This is a genomic window from Streptomyces sp. NPDC048002 (genome assembly GCF_040653275.1).
Classification (GTDB): Bacteria; Actinomycetota; Actinomycetes; order Streptomycetales; family Streptomycetaceae; genus Streptomyces.
Genome location: NZ_JBEZNL010000065.1, coordinates 1 through 19619, shown reverse-complemented (window position 1 = coordinate 19619; position 19619 = coordinate 1). Strand labels below are relative to the sequence as shown.

The following is a 19619-nucleotide window of genomic DNA, read 5'->3' as shown; positions in this document are numbered from 1 at the left end:
GGGTTCGGCGGTCAGCCGAGGCCGAGTTCCTTGTTGATCAGGTCGAACATCTCGTCGTCGGTGGCGTCGTCGAGGCCGGCGGACGCCTCCTGTGGTGTGCCGACGACGGCCGGATCCGGCTGCTGGACGGGTTTGTTGCGGTCGTCCGGGGCGGAGTCCTCCAGGCGCCAGACCAGCGTCTGAAGGCGCTTGAGCAGCGCGAACCGGCCCTCGGCGGAGGGCGGTTCGGCTGCGAGCGCTGCCTCCAGGCGCTCCAGCTCTCCCAGGACGGTGGTGCGGGCGGTGTCCCCGGGCGAGAGCCGGCTGTTCAGGTGTGCCGCGAGCGCCCGGGGGCTGGGGTAGTCGAAGACGAGGCTGGTCGGCAGCCGCAGTCCGGTCGCGCTGCCGAGCCGGTTGCGCAGTTCCACGGCGGTGAGCGAGTCGAATCCGAGGTCGGAGAAGTCACGATCGGCGTCGAGAGCGACGGAGCTGCCGTGCGCGAGCACGTCGATCACATGGTCGCGTACCAACTCCTGCAAGAGGGCCGCCCGTTGCTTTGGGTCCTTCCCGGCGAGGCGTTCGGCGAGCGTGGCGGGGTCGCCCACTGCCCGCGCGGACGCACGACGCGGCTGGGAGGGGACGATGCCGGAGAGGACGGACGGCACCCTCCCCGCCTCGGCGTTGCGCCGGAGGGTCGACATGGTGATCTCGACGGCGACACACAGGGCGTCGCCGCCGGCGCTCGCCGTGTCGAGGAGGCCGAGGGCCACCGGTGAGGAGAGCGAGGCGAGTCCGGAGCGGGTGATGCGGTCCAGGTCGACCCGGTCCAGTCGGCCCGTCATGCCGCTGGACTCACCCCACAGCCCCCAGGCGACCGAGGTGGCGGGCAGGCCCTGGGCGCGACGGTGGTGGGCGAGGGCGTCGAGGAAGGCGTTCGCGGCCGCGTAGTTGGCCTGTCCGGGGCTGCCGAAGACGCTCGCGGTCGAGGAGAAGAGGACGAAGGCCGACAGGTCGAGATCACGGGTGAGCCGGTGCAGGGTGAGGGCCGCGTCCGCCTTGGGGCGCAGCACGCTCTCCAGTTGTCGGGGGGTGAGGGCCGACAGGACCGCGTCGTCGACCACTCCTGCGGCGTGCACGACCGCGGTCAGCGGGTGTTCCGCGGGGATCTTGTCGAAGAGGGCGGCGAGTTCGCCCTCGTCGGCGACGTCGCACGCGATGACGTCGGCGTCCGCGCCCAACCCGGCCAGATCGGCGACGAGTGCCTCCGCCGCGGCCGAGTCACCGCCGGTACGGCTGGTGAGCAGGAGCCGACGGACACCGTGTGCTCCGGCGAGGTGGCGGGCGACGAGCGTGCCGAGGGTCCCGGTGCCGCCCGTGATGAGCACGGTGCCGTCCGTGCGCCACGGGTTCGTGCGGTCCCCGTCCACTGTGCCGCCGCCCGGCACAGGCACACGGCGAGCGAGCCGGGGGACGAGGAACTCCCCTCCCCGCAGGGCGAGCTGGGGCTCGCCGGTGGCCGACGCGGCCCGTACGGACTCGGCCAGCAGCTCGGGGTCCGGATCCGGGTCCGCGCCCGTGTCCAGCAGGAGGAATCGGTCGGGGTGCTCGTTCTGGGCGGTGCGCAGCAGTCCCCAGAGCGGTGCGTGGGCCAGATCGGTGACGTCCTCCCCGGTGCGGGTGGCGACGGCGCCCGCGGTGACGACCACGAGCCGGGTCTCGGCCAGCCGGGGTTCGGCGAGCCACTCACGGAGGGCGGCGAGGGTGCTCCGGACGGCGTCGAGCACGACCTCGGCATCCGGTTCGGTCGAGCCACCGGGGGTGGCGCACGACATCAGCGCGACTGGAGGCGCGGGTACACCCGCGTCGAGCACGGCGGTGAGGGCGGGCAGGTCGTCGTACGCGGACACGCTCGTACCGGCGTACTGGAGGCCGGCGGCGAGCGCCAGCGGGTCGGGGCCGAGAATCGCCCAGGCCTCGTCGTGGACGGTCTCGGGCACGGGCGCGTCCAACGGTTGCCAGTCGAGCCCGAACAGTCGGTCCCCGTGGGCAGGAGCGGCCGGGAGCTGCTCGGGAGCGAGCGGGCGCAGGGTGAGGGAAGCTGCGGTGAGTACGGGGCTTCCGGTGGCATCGGCGACGGTGACCGTCGGGGACGTGCCGTCGACACCGGGGGTGAGGGCGACGCGGACCCGGTCGGCACCGGTGGCGTGCAGGGTGACGTCCCGCCAGGCGAAGGGGACTTCGACGGTGTGGTTCTCCGCGTCCGCATGTAGGCCGAGCGGGTGCAGCGCGGCGTCCAGGAGGGCGGGGTGCACGCCGTATGCGGCGGCTTCGGAGCGCGCGGTTTCGGGGAGCGTGATCTCGGCGAAGAGGTGGTCGCCGCGGCGCCAGGCGGAGGTCATCCCCTGGAAGGCGGGACCGTAGCCGTAGCCCGCGGCTTCGGCACGATCGTAGAAGCCGGTCACGTCGACGGGCTCGGCACCGGCGGGTGGCCACGAGACCAGGTCGGGAGCTGCTTGCGCGTCCGGCAATACGGCGGCCAGGACACCCTCGGCGTGCAGGGTCCAGGGTGCCTCCGACCCTTCGGAACGGGAGTACACGGCGAGCGAACGCCGCCCCTCGTCCCCGTCGGCGGGCCCGACAACCACCTGGACCTGGACCCCGGCACCGCCCTCCCCGGCGAGGACCAACGGAGACTGAAGGGTGAGTTCGGCAAGGTGCCCGCAACCGACCTCGTCACCGGCGCGGACGGCCAACTCCACGAACCCGGTACCGGGGAACAGGATCGTGCCCGCCACCGCGTGATCCGCCAGCCAGGGATGCGTACGCGTCGACAACCTGCCGGCCAGCAGGACGCCGCCATCGGCAGCCACACTCACCGCAGCTCCCAGCAACGGGTGCCCGACCTCGCCGAGCCCCAGCTCCGCGGGGTCACCGGCGCCACTTCCCACCTGGAGCCAGTAGCGGTCGCGTTGGAAGGCGTAGGTCGGGAGGTCAACACGGCGGGGGTTGCGGTCGGCGAAGTAGGCGGGCCAGTCGACGTCCACACCGCTCACCCAGAGCCGGGACACGGCAGACGTGAACGTCTCGACCTCGTTATGACCCCGACGGGTCGCGGGAACGAACAGCCCCTCCACACACTCCGCACCCATCGCCGTCAGCGTCGCATCCGGCCCCAACTCCAGAAACTTCGTCACGCCCGCATCGGAAAGGCATGTCATACCGTCCGCGAACCGGACCGACTCACGGATGTGCCGCACCCAATACCCGGGCGTGCACAACTCCCCACCCGCCACCTGCCCCGAAACGTTCGACACCACAGGAATGCGGGGCTCAGCGAACTCGACAGTCGCAGCCACCCGCTCGAACTCGCCGAGCATCGGCTCCATCAAGGAGGAATGGAACGCATGGGAAACAGCGAGCCGTCGGGTTTTCACTCCCGCGTCCGTCAGCCGGTGCCGTACAGCCTCGATCTCGGTCTCGGGGCCTGAAATGACCACGGAAGCGGGGCCGTTAACGGCCGCTACGTCCACCGACCCCAGGAGTTCTTCGATCTCCGCGAGCGGGGCCTGGACCGACAGCATCGCCCCACCCGCGGGCAACGCCTGCATCAACCCACCCCGCGCGGCCACCAGTCGACACGCATCCTCCAGCGTGAGAACGCCCGCGACATGCGCGGCAACCAGCTCCCCCACCGAATGACCCATCACAAAGTCCGGACGCACACCCCACGACTCGACAAGCCGATAAAGCGCCACCTCAAACGCAAACAACCCCGCCTGCGTAAACACCGTCTCATCCAGCCGACCAGACCCCCCAGCGGACAACACCTCCACCAACGACCCAGGCAGCAAACCCTCGAACCCCGCACACACCTCACTCAACGCACCAGCGAACACCGGGAACTGAGCCGCCAACTCCGCACCCATCCCCGCCCGCTGCGCCCCCTGCCCCGTAAACAGCACCGCCAGCCGACCTTCAACCACAGGCCCCGCCGACTCCACCCCACCCAGCGCAGCCGTCAGCTCCTCGCCACTGGACCCCCACACCACCGCCCGATGACCCAACGCCGCCCGACCACAAGCCAGCGACCACCCCACGTCCACCGGATCCCCGACAACCCCAGCCAGCCGCCCCGCCTGCGCCGCCAACGCCCCCGCAGAACCACCCGACACCACCCACGGCACCAACCCACCCACCGACGAGGAAGCAACGACCTCCGCCTCCGGCGCCCCCTCCAACACCACATGCACGTTCGTGCCGCTGATGCCGAACGCCGAGACCGCGCAGCGGCGCGGGCGGCCCGTTTCGGGCCAGGGGGTCGGCTCGGTGAGTAGTTTCACGCCGCCCGTCGTCCAGTCCACGTGGGAGGTCGGCTGGTCCGCGTGCAGGGTGCGCGGCAGTACGCCGGCTCGCATCGCCATCACCATCTTGATGACCCCGGCCATTCCGGCGGCGGCCTGCGCGTGCCCGATGCTCGACTTGATCGAGCCCAGCCACAGGGGCTGTTCGGCGGTGCGGCCGCTGCCGTAGGTGGCGAGGAGCGCCCGTGCCTCGATCGGGTCGCCGAGTGGTGTCCCGGTGCCGTGTGCCTCGACCGCGTCGACGTCGGAGGGGTTGAGGCGGCAGTTGAGGAGGGCCTGTCGGATGACGCGTTGCTGCGCGGGGCCGCTGGGGGCGGTCAGGCCGTTGGAGGCTCCGTCCTGGTTGAGGGCGGAGCCTTTGAAGAGGCCCAGGACGCGGTGGCCGTTGCGGCGGGCGTCGGAGAGCCGTTCGAGGACGAGGACGCCGGCGCCCTCCGCGAGGCCCATGCCGTTGGCGTCCGCGGCGAAGGCCTTGCAGCGGCCGTCGGCGGCGAGTCCGCGTTGGCGGCTCCAGCCCGTGAACTCGTCGGAGGTGGACATGATGGCGATGCCCGCGGCCACCGCGAGCCCGCACTCCTCCCGGCGCAGTGACTGTGCGGCGAGGTGGAGGGCGGTCAGGGAGGAGGAGCAGGCGGTGTCCAGGGTGACGGCGGGGCCTTCGAGGCCGAAGGTGTAGGCGATCCGGCCGGAGACGATGCTGCCGGCGCTGCCGGTGACGAGATGGCCTTCGAACCCTTCGGGGACGTGGTGGATTCCGGAGCGGTAGTCCAGCGGGTTGCAGCCGACGAAGACGCCGGTGGAGGTGGTGCGCAGTGAGGTGGTGGGGATGCCGGCACGCTCGAACGCCTCCCAGACGACCTCCAGCAGGATGCGCTGGTGGGGGTCCATGACCCTGGCTTCGCGCGGCGAGATGCCGAACAGGGTGGCGTCGAACTGGTCGGCGTCGTAGAGGAAGCCGCCCTCGCGGACGTAGCTCTTGCCGTGCCGGTCGGGGTCGGGGTCGTAGAGGTTGTCCAGGTCCCAGTCACGGTTGTCGGGGAGGCCGCCGATGGCGTCGCGGCCGTCTGTGACGAGTTGCCACAGTTCCTCGGGGGAGCCGATGCCTCCGGGGTAGCGGCAGGCCATGCCGACGATGGCGATCGGCTCGCGGTCCCTCTCCTCGGCGGCGGCGAGGCGGCTCTGGGCCTGGCGCAGGTCGGTGGTGACCCGCTTAAGGTATTCGAGGAGCTTGGCTTCGTTCTGCGCCATCGTCGACATCTCCAGGTGCTGGGTGGTCGGGGGACGGTGCGGGTGGTCAGGAGGAACCGAATTCGCGGTCGATCAGGGCGAACATCTCGTCGGCGGAGGCCGCTTCGAGGTCGTCGTCCTCGGTCTCGGGTCCGGTGGTGGTGTTGGTGGTGGTGTTGGTGGTGGGGCCGTTGCTGTCGTCGTTCAGCCGGACCAGGAGGGTCTGTAGTTGCCTGGTGAGCTTGAGACGGGTGTCGGTGTTGGGGGTGGCGGTGGCCAGGGCTTCTTCGAGGCGCCCGAGTTCGGTGAGGGCGTCTGCGGTGCTCGGGGTGTCGGCGTCCAGTGCCAGTTCCTTGCGGAGCAGGGCGACGACATCGGTGGCGGTGGGGTGTTCGAAGACGAGGGTGGTGGGCAGGGTCAGGCCGGTGGCGGAGCCGAGCCTGTTGCGCAGTTCGACCGCGGTGAGCGAGTCGAAGCCGAGGTCGCGGAAGGCCCGGTCGGCGTCGAGGGTCGTGGGTCCGCTGTGACCGAGCACGGCGGCCGCCTGGGAGCGGACCAACTCCACGAGTTCACGACGTTGTTCGGCGACGGGCAGTCCGCGCAACCGGGACCGGAGTTCGGCATGCTGCCCCGGCTCGGCACCGGTGCCGGAGGCGGACGCGGCGGTGGGGAGGTGGGGGCGGGCCCGCGGGAGGTCGTCCAGGAAGTGGGTGTCGCGTGCCGAGGTGAACAGTTGGGTGAAGCGCGGCCATTCGACGTCGGCCACGGCGATGTTGACCTCGTCGTGGTCGAGTATCTGCTGGAGCGCGGTGAGGGCGAGTTGAGGATCGATGAGCGGTAGGCCCTGACGCTGGGCGCGCCGGTTGAGTACGGGCCGTTCGGCGGCGTCCCGGCCGTCCCACTCGTTGACGGCGTCCCAGATGCCCCAGGCGACGGCGGTGACCGGTACTCCCCGGGTCCGCTGCTGCTGTGCCCAGGCGTCGAGGTGGGCGTTGGCCGCGGAGTAGGCGCCGTGGTCGCCGCTGCCCCAGAGAGCGGCGACGGAGGAGTAGACGACGAAGGCGTCCAGGTCTCGTCCGCCGAGGAGCTCGGCGAGCATCCGGGCTCCGGCGACCTTGGCGTCGATGACGTTGGCGTACTGCCCGAGTGTGGTGTCGGCTAGGGCGCCCAGTTCGTACCGGACCGCCGTGTGGAAGACGGCACGGATGTCATCGCCGGCCGCGTCGAGCCCGCCGATGAGCGCGGTGAGCGAAGCCTGGTCGGTGACATCGCATGCGGCAATGGTGACCCTCGCACCCAGTTCGGCTATCTGGGAACGGAGTTCCTCAGCCCCTGGGGCTTCGGTGCCACGCCGACTGGTGAGGACGACGTGCTCGGCACCGTTGCGGGCCAGCCATCGGGCCAGGATGCCACCGAGCAGCCCGGTGCCGCCGGTGACGATGGCCGTTCCGCGCGGTGTCCACTCCCGGACCGGTCCTTCAGCGGGCAGCGGCGCGGGCACCATGCGGCGCGCCAGGAGTCCGACGGTCCGTACCGCCACCTGGTCGTGGTGCACGGTGTCCCGCTGGGCGAGCACGGCCGCGACGCGGCGCCGTGTCCGCTCGTCGTCCAGGTCGTCAGGGAGGTCGAGCATTCCGCCCCACTGGTGCGGCAGTTCGAGCGCGGCCACTCGGCCCATGCCCCAGACCTCGGCCTGCGCGGGACGGGAGATCTCGTCGCCGTAGCCGGTGGCGACGGCCCCCCGTGTGACGCACCAGACCCGGGTGTCGAGCCCGGTGTCTCCGATCGCCTGGATCAGGGCGAGAGTGGCGGCGGCGCCCTCGGTCACCACGGGATGCTCCGTGGCGGGCCGTTCGTCGGCCAGGGCGAGGGTGGAGAGGACGCCGACGGCACCCTGTTCGCCGTACGCCTCGGCCAGTGCTCGGGCGAGCGTCGTGCGGTCGGTGCCGCCCCGCGGTACGGGCAGGGTCACCACGTCGGCGCCGTGTGCGGTGAGCAGTCCGACCAGTTCGGCCGACCAGGCGTCCTCGGCGCCTTCAGCGCCTTCGGTGGTCACATGCAGCCAGCGGCCGGACAGCGCGACCGGCGCCTCGGCGTCCGGCTGCGGTTTCCAGCCGACCTTGTACCGCCAGCCGTCCAGCGTGGCCAACTCCTGCCCACGGCGTCGCCAGGCGACAAGCTCCGGCAGTACCGAACGCCACGCGTCCCGCGCACCCCCGAGCCCCGAGAGCACCTCCACGTCCTCGCTCTCGACCGCCTCCCAGAAGGCGGAGTCCAGACCAGGGGTGAGGTCGGAGACGGCCGCTGCCTCCGTGGGCTCCAGCCAGAAGCGATGGTGCTGGAAGGGGTATGTCGGCAGGTCGACGTGGGTGACGGTGCGGCCCGCGAAGACGGACGACCAGTCGATGTCGGCGCCCTGGACCCAGAGTTCGGCCGCGCTCGCGATCAGGCGGGTGTTCTCGTCCTCGTCCCGGCGCAGGGTACCCACGACGGTGACCGGAGTCTCCGCCGCCTCGGCGATGGCCTGCACTGCGGTGGTCAGGACCGGGTGGGCACTGACTTCGATCAGGCGGGAATGACCCTGCGAGAGGGCTTCCTGGATCGCGTCGGTGAAGCGGACCGGCTGACGCAGACCTTCGTACCAGTACGCGGCGTCCATAGTCGTGGTGTCCAACGGTGCACCCGTCACCGTCGAGATCAACGGGACACGCGAGGCACGCGGCTGGACAGGGGCAAGGACTTCGAGGAGATGCTCGTGGATGTCCTCGACCTGCGCGGAGTGTGAGGCGTAATCCACGGGAACCCTGCGCGCTCGGACACCGGCCGCCTCGGCCGCCGCCGCGATCTCGTCCAGGGCCTCAGAGTCGCCGGCGACCACCGTGGCATCCGGACCGTTGAACACAGCAACCGATACCCGATCGCCGTAAGGCTCGACCCACCCCGAGACTCGCTCCGCGCCCGTCGCCAGCGACAACATGCCACCACGACCCGCGAGTTCGTCCCGAACGGCCGCCGACCGCAGCGCCACCACCCGCGCCGCATCCTCCAACGACAGCGCACCCACCACCGCAGCAGCCGCGATCTCACCCTGCGAATGACCAATGACCCCCGCCGGCACCACCCCGAAGGACTCCCACACCGCAGCCAGCGACACCATCACCGCCCACAACACCGGCTGCACCACATCAACACGCTCAAGCCAGGAGTCGTCGCCATCGCGCAGTACGTCGGTCAACGACCAGTCCACGAACGGCCCCAGCGCCGCCTCACACTCACCGATCCGCTCCGCGAACACCGGCGAGGACACCAACAACCCCCGCCCCATCCCCACCCACTGCGACCCCTGCCCCGGGAAGACGAAGACGGTGCCGCCGCCCGTTCCGGGGGCGGTGCCCGTCACGGCGTGGGGGGTCGGTGTGCCGGAGGCCAAGGCGGTCAGGGCGGTGGTGAGTTGCTCGGGGCGGGTGCCCCATGCCACCGCGCGGTGTTCGAGCGGCGAGCGGGTGGTGACCAGGCTCCAACCGAGGTCGGCGGGAGCGGTCCCGGCCGCGATGCCGGCGAGGCGGTGCGCCTGCGCGGTCAGCGCCTCTGCGGTGCGGGCGGAGAAGGGCAGCGGCAGTACGGGCGAGCCGGGAAGTCCGGCGGGGCCTTCGATGAGTACCTGGCCGGTGGGAGCGGAGTTCGGCGGCGCCTCTTCCAGGATGACGTGGGCGTTCGTGCCGGACATGCCGAAGGCGGAGACGCCTGCGCGGCGTGGTCCGGTGCGGCCCTGGGTCCAGGGGATAGGCCGGTCCAGGAGGGTGACGGTGCCGTCGGACCAGTCGACGTGGCTGGTGGGTTGCGTGGCGTGCAGGGACGGGGGAAGCACGCCTTCCCGCATGGCCATCACCATCTTGATGACGCCGGCGACTCCGGCGGCGGCCTGGGTGTGACCGAGGTTGGACTTCACCGACCCCAGCCACAGGGGCTGTTGGGCGTCGTGAGCCCGGCCGTAGGTGGCGATCAGGGCCTGTGCCTCGATGGGGTCGCCGAGGGTGGTGCCGGTTCCGTGTGCCTCCACCGCGTCGACGTCCCCGGCGGTGAGACCGGCCGCGGCGAGCGCGGCGCGGATGACGCGCTGTTGGGAGGGACCGTTGGGCGCGGTGAGCCCGTTGGAGGCGCCGTCCTGGTTGATGGCCGAGCCGCGTACGACCGCCAGCACGCGGTGCCCGTTGCGGACGGCGTCGGAGAGTCGCTCGACGACGAGGACGCCGGCGCCCTCCGACCAGCCGGTACCGTCGGCGGATTCGGCGAAGGGCTTGCAGCGGGCGTCGGCTGCGAGGCCCCGCTGTCGGCTGAACTCCACGAAGGCGCCCGGTGTCGACATGATCGTCACGCCTGCGGCGAGGGCCAGTTCGCACTCTCCGTTGCGGAGGGACTGCACGGCCATGTGGAGGGCGACCAACGAGGAGGAGCAGGCGGTGTCCACGGTGACCGCCGGTCCCTCCAGGCCGAGCGTGTAGGCGATCCGGCCGGAGACGACGGCTGCCGCACTGCCTGTGGCCTGATAGCCGGCGACTGCTTCGGGGGCCCGTCCCAACAGGGTCGAGTAGTCCTGTCCGTTGGAGCCGACGAACAGACCGGTGGCGGAGCCGTGCAGACCGGTCGGGGGCAGTCCGGCGTCCTCCAAGGCATGCCAGGACAGCTCCAGCAGGAGGCGCTGCTGGGGGTCCATGGCCAGCGCCTCGCGGGGTGAGATGCCGAAGAAGTCGGCGTCGAAACCGGCGACGTCGTAGAGGAAGCCGCCCTCGTTGACGTAGGAGGTGCCGGGGCGGCCGCCCTCGGGGTCGTAGAGCGTCTCGATGTCCCAGCCCCGGTCGGCGGGGAAGGCTCCGATGGCGTCGCCCTCGGTGGCGACGAGCCCCCACAGGTCCTCGGGGGAGGCGACGCCGCCGGGGTAGCGGCAGGCCATGCCGACGATCGCGACGGGTTCGTCCGGGCGTGCACGCGTGGTGGTCTCGGCGCGCGCTGCTTCGACAGCCAAGCTCTCTGTGCTGCCGAGGAGTTCGTGGCGCAGGTGTGCGGTGAGGGCGGCGGGTGTGGGGTGGTCGAAGACGAGGGTGGAGGGCAGGCGCAGGCCGGTTGCGGTGGTGAGCCGGTTGCGCAGTTCCACGGCGGTCAGCGAGTCGAAGCCGAGATCCTTGAACGCGCGGGCGGGTTGGAGGCCGCCGGTGCCGTGGTGGCCCAGGACGGCCGCTACCTCGGTGAGGACGGTTTCGGTGAGCCGTCGCTCCTGTTCCTCCGGGCCGAGTCCCGCGAGCTGTCGGGCCAGTTCGCTGTCGGGTGCCGTCACTCCGTCGTCGGGGACGGTCAGGTGGGCTTGCGCGTCCGGGAGTTCGCCGATGAGCGGACGGTGGCGGGCGGCTGTGTAGGCGGGGACGAACCGCTCCCAGTCGACGTCCGCGACGGTGATGTTGATGTCACCGTGGTCGAGGGCCTGTTGGAGCGCGGCGAGGGCGAGTTCGGGGCGCATGGCGCGGATGCCGCGCCGGGCGAGATGGCCGGTCATGTCGCCGTCGGCCATACCTCCGTCCGCCCAGGCGCCCCAGGCCACGGCTGTGGCGGCGAGGCCGCGTGCGCGGCGGCTCTGGGCCAGGGCGTCGAGGTGGGCGTTGGCGGCGGCGTACCCACCCTGGTGGCCGCTGCCCCAGATGCCCGCGATGGACGAGAAGAGCACGAAGGCGTCCAGTTCCCGGTCGCCGAGAAGGGCGTCCAAGTGGTCCGCGCCGGCGGCCTTGGCGGCCAGCACGTCCGCGAGTTCGTCCTGGGACAGCTCCGGCAGGGCGGTGAAGTGGCCGATGCCCGCGGCGTGCACGACGGAGCTGAGCGGGAGCCGTCCGGGCAGCGTGTCGAGGAGGGTCGCGACGGACTCCCGGTCGGCGATGTCGCAGGCGACGACGGAGACGCGGGCGCCGAGCGCGGTCAGCTCGGCGGTGAGTTCGGCGGCACCGGGTGCGTCGGGGCCTCGGCGGCTGGTGAGTACGAGGTCCTCGGCACCGTTCCGGGCGAGCCAGCGGGCGACGTGCGCGCCGAGACCGCCGGTGCCGCCGGTGATGAGGACGGTGCCTCGGGGGCGCCAGTGGGAGGTCGTCGGGGTGACGGTCGGGACGGCGGTACGGCCTGCCGTCGGGGCGTCGTCCGGGGCAACGGCTTGCGGGGCGGCTCCCGCGGCGCCGTCGGTCGGAGTGCCCGCCGCGGCGGCTCCTACGGGGGTGACAGGCGTCGCGGCAGCTCGGGTGAGGCGGCGCAGGAAGGTACCGGAGGGTCGGACGGCCACCTCGTCCTCGCCGTCGGTGCCCGCCAGGGCCGCGGCGAGGCGTGCCGCGGCCTTCGCGTCCACCGTGGTGGGGAGGTCGACCAGACCGCCCCACAGCGGGGGGTGCTCCAGGCCGAAGACCCGCCCCAGACCCCAGACCTGCGCGAGGGCGGGGTCGGAGACGGGCTCCTCCGGGGTCACGGCGACGGCGCCGTGCGTGACGCACCACAGCGGAGCGTCCAACCCGGCGCTCACATGCGCTTGGAGCAGCGCCAGCGTCGCGTCGAGCCCGAGAGCGCCGGGAAGCAGTGACAGCACACCCGCGGCACCGTCCGGCGCGAACTCCCTCAACAGCACCGCGAGATGCTCGACATCGAGGGCAGGTCCAGTCCCCGACAGCGGAAGTTCGACCACGTCCGCGCCCAGGGCACGCAGCGCATCGAGCAGATACGACAGCGTCGCGTCCACCACCCCGCCCGCACCGCCCGCACCGCCAGCACCGGCCGCACCGCCAGCACCGCCCGCACCGCCAGCACCGCCCGCACCGCCAGCACCGCCCGCACCGCCAGCACCGGCCGCACCGCCAGCACCGCCAGCACCGGCCGACGCGCTCGTGCCGTCGTCCGCCCTCACCACCAGCCAGGTGCCGTCGAGGCGGCCCGAACCGATCGTCGTCACGGGCTTCCAGACCGTGCGATAGCGCCAGCTGTCGAGCGTGGAGCGGTCGCGTTCACCGCGCCGCCAGGAGGCCAGAGCGGGCAGCAGCACGCTGAGATCCGGTGCCGTGCCGGCGTCGGCACCTCCCGGGTCGAGGTCCAGCGCGGTGGCGAGGCCGGCGGCGTCCTGGTTCTCGACCAGTTCCCAGAACCGGGCCTCCGCCTCGTCGGCGGGCCCTCCCGCGGCACCGGTGCGGGCGGACTCCAGCCAGTAGCGGGAACGCTGGAAGGGATAGGTGGGCAGCTCGATCCGGCGAGCCCTTCGGCGGTCGGCGGCCTCGTCGTCGGACAGCGCGGCCCAGTCGACGGTCCCGCCGTGGACGTAGACGCCGGCGAGGGCCCGCAGCAGCGTCTCCGGTTCCGGCTGGTTTCCGCGCAGGGCACTCAACAGCACGGCCGGTGGGGTGGACCTGTCCTCGGGGCCGTTGAAGCAGTCGTCGGCCATGGCCGTGAGGACGCCGTCCGGCCCCAGCTCCAGGAACGTGGTGACTCCACGATCCCGGAGCCAGCGCAGGCCGTCGTGGAAGCGGACGGGTTCGCGGACATGGCGTACCCAGTAGGCGGCGGTGGCCAGTTCGGCAGGGAGGGCGCCGACGCCGGTGAGGTTGGAGACGACCGGGACGACGGGCTCGACGGGCTCGTCGTAGGCCAGTCCTGCGGCGACGGCGCCGAACTCCGTGAGCATCCCGTCCATGTGCGGGGAGTGGAAGGCATGGCTGACGCGCAGCAGCTTGGTCCTGCGTCCGCGCTCTCGCCAGAGAGCGTCGAGGGCGGCAATGGCGTCCCGGTCCCCGGATATCACCACGGAAGCGGGGCCGTTGACGGCCGCCACGGCGACCTGCTCCTCGTACCCGGCGAGGGTCTCCCTCACCTCGTCCTCGCCCGCTTCGACCGAGAGCATCGCGCCGTCCCTGGGCAGCGCCTCCATCAGCCGGCCGCGCGCGGTCACCAGGGTGGCCGCGCCGGGCAGGGAGAGCACGCCGGCGACGTGAGCGGCGACCAGCTCACCGATGGAGTGCCCGGCCACGTAGTCGGGCCTGACGCCCCACCCCTCGACCAGGCGGTAGAGGGCCACCTCGAAGGCGAAGAGGGCGGGTTGGGCCCACCCGGTGCGGTCCAGCAGAGCCGCCTCCGGGCTGCCCGGCTCCGCGAACAGCACCTCGCGCAGGGGACGTTCGAGGTGCGCGTCGAGTTCCTCGCACACCGCGTCCAACGCTCGCGCGAAGGCGGGGTACGTCGCGTACAACTCTCGTCCCATGCCCACGCGTTGACTGCCCTGCCCGGTGAAGAGGAAGGCGAGGGGCCGGTCGGTGGCGGCGACTCCTGTGACGGCCTCGGGCGTACGGTCGCCCGCGGCCAGCGCAGCCAGGGCCGGCCCGAATCCGGCGGTGTCGTGCGCGAGGACGACGGCACGGTGGTCGAGGGCGGCCCGGGTGGCGGCGAGCGAGAACGCGATGCCGTCGGCGGGCAGACCGGGGCGCTCGGCGGTGAAGGCGGCGAGACGCTCGGCCTGGGCCCGCAGGGCGCCTTCGGTGCGCCCGGAGAACACCCACGGGACGAGACCGGCGGGGAGACCGCCGGGGAGACCGGCGGGGAGTCCGGCGGGGAGACCGGCGGGGAGTCCGGCGGGGAGACCGGCGGGCGGCGGCGACGTGACGTCGGATGAGTCCTGGGTGGAAGAGGAAGGCACAGGCCCCTGAGCCGGCGATCCGTGGGCGCGCTTCGAGCCCTCCGGTGCCTGGGCGGGCGAGCTTTGGGCGGGCTCAGACGGCTCAGGGGCCTGTGCCTGCGTTTCCGGGACACCTTCGGAGCCCTCCGGAGTTTGCTCCAAGATGACGTGCGCGTTGGTCCCGCTGATTCCGAAGGAGGAGACCGCGGCGCGGCGCGGACGGGTGCCGTCGGTCGGCCACTCCCGCTCCTCGGTCAACAGCCGTACGCCACCCTGATCCCAGTCGACGTGCGGGGTAGGCTCGTCGGCGTGCAGGGTGCGCGGCAGCACACCTGCCCGCATCGCCATCACCATCTTGATGACGCCCGCGACACCGGCCGCCGCCTGGGTGTGACCGATGTTCGACTTGACGGAGCCGAGCCACAGCGGCCGGTCCGTGTCCCTGTCCTGACCGTACGTGGCGAGCAGGGCGGCGGCCTCGATCGGATCGCCGAGCGCGGTACCCGTCCCATGGGCCTCGACGGCGTCGACATCGTCGGCGGCCAGTCCGGCACCCGCGAGGGCCTGACGGATGACCCGCTGTTGCGAGGGGCCGTTGGGGGCGGTCAGTCCGTTGGAGGCGCCGTCCTGGTTGATCGCCGACCCCCTGACCACGGCCAGTACCTGATGCCCGTTGCGGACGGCGTCCGACAGCCGCTCGACGACGAGCACACCGACGCCCTCGGACCAGGCGGTACCGTCCGCGGAGGCCGAGAACGCCTTGCAGCGCCCGTCGGTGGCGAGCCCTCGCTGCCGGCTGAACTCCACGAACATGTACGGCGAGGGCATCACCGCGACACCGCCCGCGAGGGCCATCTCGCACTCGCCGTTCCGCAGCGACTGAGCGGCGAGATGCAGAGCGACCAGTGCCGACGAGCAGGCCGTGTCGACCGTGACGGCGGGCCCCTCAAGCCCGAAGGTGTAGGCGAGCCGACCGGAGGCCACGCTGGAGGTGTTGCCGATCCCGAGGTAGCCCTCGACATCACCGGGCACCTCGTCCAGCCGCGCCGCGTAGTCGGTGGCGACCACCCCGGCGAAGACACCGGTCCTGCTGCCGCGCAGCGAGGTGGGCGGCAGACCCGCCCGTTCGAACGCCTCCCAGGTCGTCTCCAACAGCAACCGCTGCTGCGGGTCCATCGCCAGCGCCTCGCGCGGCGAGATGCCGAACAGCTCGGGATCGAACTCGGCCGCGTCGTAGAGGAATCCGCCCTGGCGGGTGTACGTGGTGCCGGAGTGAGCGGGGTCGGGGTGGTAGACCCCGTCCAGATCCCAGCCCCGGTCCGCGGGGAAGGCCCCGATGCTGTCGACGCCCTCGCCAACCAGTCGCCACAGCTCTTCCGGCGAGGTCACACCGCCCGGGAAGCGGCAGGCCATACCGACGATGGCGATCGGCTCGTCCGACACCCTGGCCGTGGCGGGGGAGGTTCCTTCGCCGGCTGCCGCCTCCTCGTGCGCACCCCACAGTTCGGCGTGGAGGTGAGCGGCGAGCGCGGTGGGCGTCGGGTGGTCGAAGACCAGCGCGGTGGGGAGCCTGAGGCCGGTGGCCGTACCGAGGCGGTTGCGCAGCTCGACGGCGGTGAGCGAGTCGAAGCCCTGCTCCTTGAAGGACTTTCCCGCGTCGACGGCTTGCTCGGTGGCATGTCCCAGGACCGCGGCGACGTTCCGACGGACCAGCTCCACCAGGTGCCGGTCCCGCTCGGATCGGCTGAGCCCGGCGAGCCGCTCCACGAGCGCGGCACCGGCGACGGTGCCTGCGGCCGACGCGCGGGCCGTACGGCGGCCGGGGGTGGTGCGGACGAGTGCGCTGAGGAGTGCGGGTACGGACTCGGCGCGGCGCAGTGCGGCGAGGTCGAGGCGCGCCGGCACCAGGGCGGCATCGGGCGACGCGAGGGCTCTGTCCAGCAGTGCGAGCGCCTCCGCGGACGGCATCGGGGCCAGGCCGGTACGGCTCAGCCGCTGACGGTCGGCCTTGCCCAGCTCACCGGTCATCCCACTCGCCTGCTCCCAGTAGCCCCAGGCGAGGGAGGTGGCGGGCAGACCGAGGGTGTGGCGGTGGTGGGCGAGGGCGTCGAGGAAGGTGTTGGCGGCGGCGTAGTTGGCCTGACCGGGGGAACCGAAGACACCGGAGGCGGAGGAGTACAGGACGAACAGGGCGAGGTCGGTGTCGCGGGTCAGCTCATGGAGGTTGCCGGCGGCCTGGGCCTTCGGGCGCCATACCTCGGCCAGTTGCTCGGCGGTGAGGGAGGTGACCAGCCCGTCGGCCAGGACACCGGCGGCGTGCACGACACCGGTGAGACTGCGGCCGTCGAGGAGGGCGGCGAGCTGGGCCCGGTCCGCGGCATCGCAGGCCGCCACCTCTACCGTTGCCCCCAACTCGGACAGATCAGCGACGAGTTCGGCGGATCCTGGGGCGTCCGGGCCGGTGCGGCTGGTGAGAAGGAGACGCCGGACACCGTGTTCGGCCACCAGATGACGCGCCAGAAGCCCGCCCAGCGTGCCCGTGCCGCCGGTGACCAGGACCGTCCCCTCGGGATCAAGGGACCGCGGCATCGTCAGGACCACCTTGCCGACATGCCTGGCCTGACTCATGAACCGGAACGCCTCCGGCGCCCGGCGCACATCCCACGCCCGCACCGGCAACGGCTCCAACACCCCCGCCTCGAACAGGGACATCAACGCACGCAGCATCTCCCCGATCCGGACCGGCCCGGCATCCAACATGTCGAACGCCTCATACCGAACCCCCGGCCAACCCTCCGCAACCACCCCCGCATCACGGACATCGGTCTTCCCCATCTCCAGGAACCGACCACCCGCACCCAGCAAACCCAGCGACACATCAACGAACTCACCCGCCAACGCGTTCAGCACCACATCAACACCAGCGCCCGCGAACACCTCCCCGAACCCCACATCACGCGAGGACGCAACCTCCCCCTCACCCAAACCCAGACCCGCCAGCACACCCCACTTCCCCGGACTCGCCGTCGCCAGAACACGAGCCCCCAAATGCCGCGCCAACTGCACCGCAGCCATCCCCACACCACCAGCACCCGCATGCACCAAAACCGTCTCACCAGGCCGCACACCACCCAGATCGACCAACGCATAGAACGCCGTCAAGAACACCACCGGAACAGCCGCCGCACACTCAAACGACCACCCCACCGGCACCGGAACCAACACCCGCGCATCCGCCACCGCCAACGGCCCGAAACTGCGCGGTACGAGTCCGAGGACGCGGTCTCCCACGGCGAACTCGGTGACGTCCTCGGCCGTCTCCACGACGACACCGGCGATCTCACTCCCGATGAAGGCGTCACCGGGGTACATGCCGAGCCCGATCAGGACGTCGCGGAAGTTCACTCCGGCCGCACGAACCGCGATCCGCACCTGCCCAGCCGCCAACGGTGCCGAGGACTCCGGCGCCTCGACCAGCGCAAGCCCCTCCAACGTCCCCTCACCGGAAACGTCCAACCTCCACCCCGGCACACCAGAAGCCGGCACCACCAAGCCACCCACACCCACACCCACGCCACCAGTCACCGCACGCACAAGCCGCGGAACCAACACCCGGCCCCCACGCACAGCAACCTGCGGCTCACCACAACCCAACGCCGCCCGGACCACGGCCGCATCGTGAACTTCGGCGGTCGCGTCCAGGTCGAGAAGGACGAAGCGCCCAGGGAACTCGGACTGCGCGGAGCGAACCAGGCCCCAGACACCCGCGGCCGCGAGGTCGAGGACGTCTCCGCCCTCACTGGCCACAGCCCCACGCGTCACGACCACCAGCTGTGACTCAGCGGCACGTTCATGAGCGAGCCAATCCTGCACGAGTGCCAGGACCCCCGCGACCGTTTCCTGCGCCTCGTCCGCGACAGCGGGGACGACCAGGACCGTCGGCGGTACAGCGCCGTCCGCGTCGAGAAGCACGGTGAGCGTCGCACAGCGCCCACCGAGTGCCGGGAGCACCTCGTCCGGATCGATCACGGCCCAGTCGGACACCGGCATCACATCCGAGTGCCGCGGAGCGTTCTCCCAGGTCAGACGGTAGAGGGAGTCATCATCGCCCGATACCGACGAGGCCAACTGCTCAGCCGTCACCTGCCGCAGCGTCAGTGACTCGACCCGCGCGACGGCCTCGCCGGCCGGATCCGCCAGAACCACGGAGACCGAGTCCGAGCCAACCGGGGTGATGTGGACACGGGCCGCGGTGGCACCGGCTGCCAGGAGTGACACACCCTCCCAGAGGAACGGCAACCGCAGCTCCCGCCACTCGCTGGTCGTGGCCAGCACCGTGTGGAGTGCCGCGTCCAGCAGAGCGGGGTGCAGGCCGAAGGCCCCGGCATCGGTGTGCAGGTCCTCGCTCAGGCACACCTCGGCGAAGAGGTGGTCGCCGCGGCACCAGGCGGAGGTCATCCCCTGGAAGGCGGGACCGTAGCCGTAGCCCGCGGCTTCGGCACGATCGTAGAAGCCGGTCACGTCGACGGGCTCGGCACCGGCGGGTGGCCACGAGACCAGGTCGGGAGCTGCTTGCGCGTCCGGCAATACGGCGGCCAGGACACCCTCGGCGTGCAGGGTCCAGGGTGCCTCCGACCCTTCGGAACGGGAGTACACGGCGAGCGAACGCCGCCCCTCGTCCCCGTCGGCAGGCCCGACAACCACCTGGACCTGGACCCCGGCACCGCCCTCCCCGGCGAGGACCAACGGGGACTGAAGGGTGAGTTCGGCAAGGTGCCCGCAACCGACCTCGTCACCGGCACGAACGGCCAGCTCCACGAACCCGGTACCGGGGAACAGGATCGTGCCCGCCACCGCGTGATCCGCCAGCCAGGGATGCGTACGCGTCGACAACCTGCCGGTCAGAACAACGCCCCCGTCAGCGGCGAGACTTACCGCGGCACCGAGCAGGGGGTGGTCGGTGGTGGCCAGACCGGCGCTGGTGACGTCCGGGGTGTCTGGGCCGGACTCCAGCCAGTAGTGATCGCGTTGGAAGGCGTAGGTCGGCAGGTCGACACGGCGGGGGTTGCGGTCGGCGAAGTAGGCGGGCCAGTCGACGTCCACACCACTCACCCAGAGCCGGGACACAGCAGACGTGAACGTCTCGACCTCGCTATGACCCCGGCGGGTCGCGGGGAGAAACAGCCCCTCCACACACTCCGCACCCATCGCCGTCAGCGTCGCATCCGGCCCCAACTCCAGAAACTTCGTCACGCCCGCATCGGAAAGGCATGTCATACCGTCCGCGAAACGGACCGACTCCCGGATGTGCCGGACCCAGTACGCGGGCGTGCACATTTCCTGGCCTGCAACCCGCCCCGAAACGTTCGACA

Annotated in this window: 2 protein-coding genes; both read right to left on the bottom strand. The window is 71.7% G+C overall.

Features of this window, described 5'->3' with window-relative positions:
* Positions 1–11 precede the first annotated feature (11 nt).
* Positions 12–5588, bottom strand: a complete 5577-nt coding sequence (locus tag AB0E07_RS38575) for a type I polyketide synthase (RefSeq protein ID WP_362262780.1) — start codon at positions 5586–5588, stop codon at positions 12–14.
* A 46-nt stretch (positions 5589–5634) separates the two neighbouring features.
* Positions 5635–19350, bottom strand: a complete 13716-nt coding sequence (locus AB0E07_RS38570; RefSeq protein WP_362262777.1) for a type I polyketide synthase — start codon at positions 19348–19350, stop codon at positions 5635–5637.
* Between the last annotated feature and the right edge of the window lie 269 nt (positions 19351–19619).

Excerpts from the sequence above, each read along its gene's own strand:
- AB0E07_RS38575 (WP_362262780.1), bottom strand. The coding sequence starts at position 5,588 with ATGGCGCAGAACGAAGCCAAGCTCCTCGAATACCTTAAGCGGGTCACC.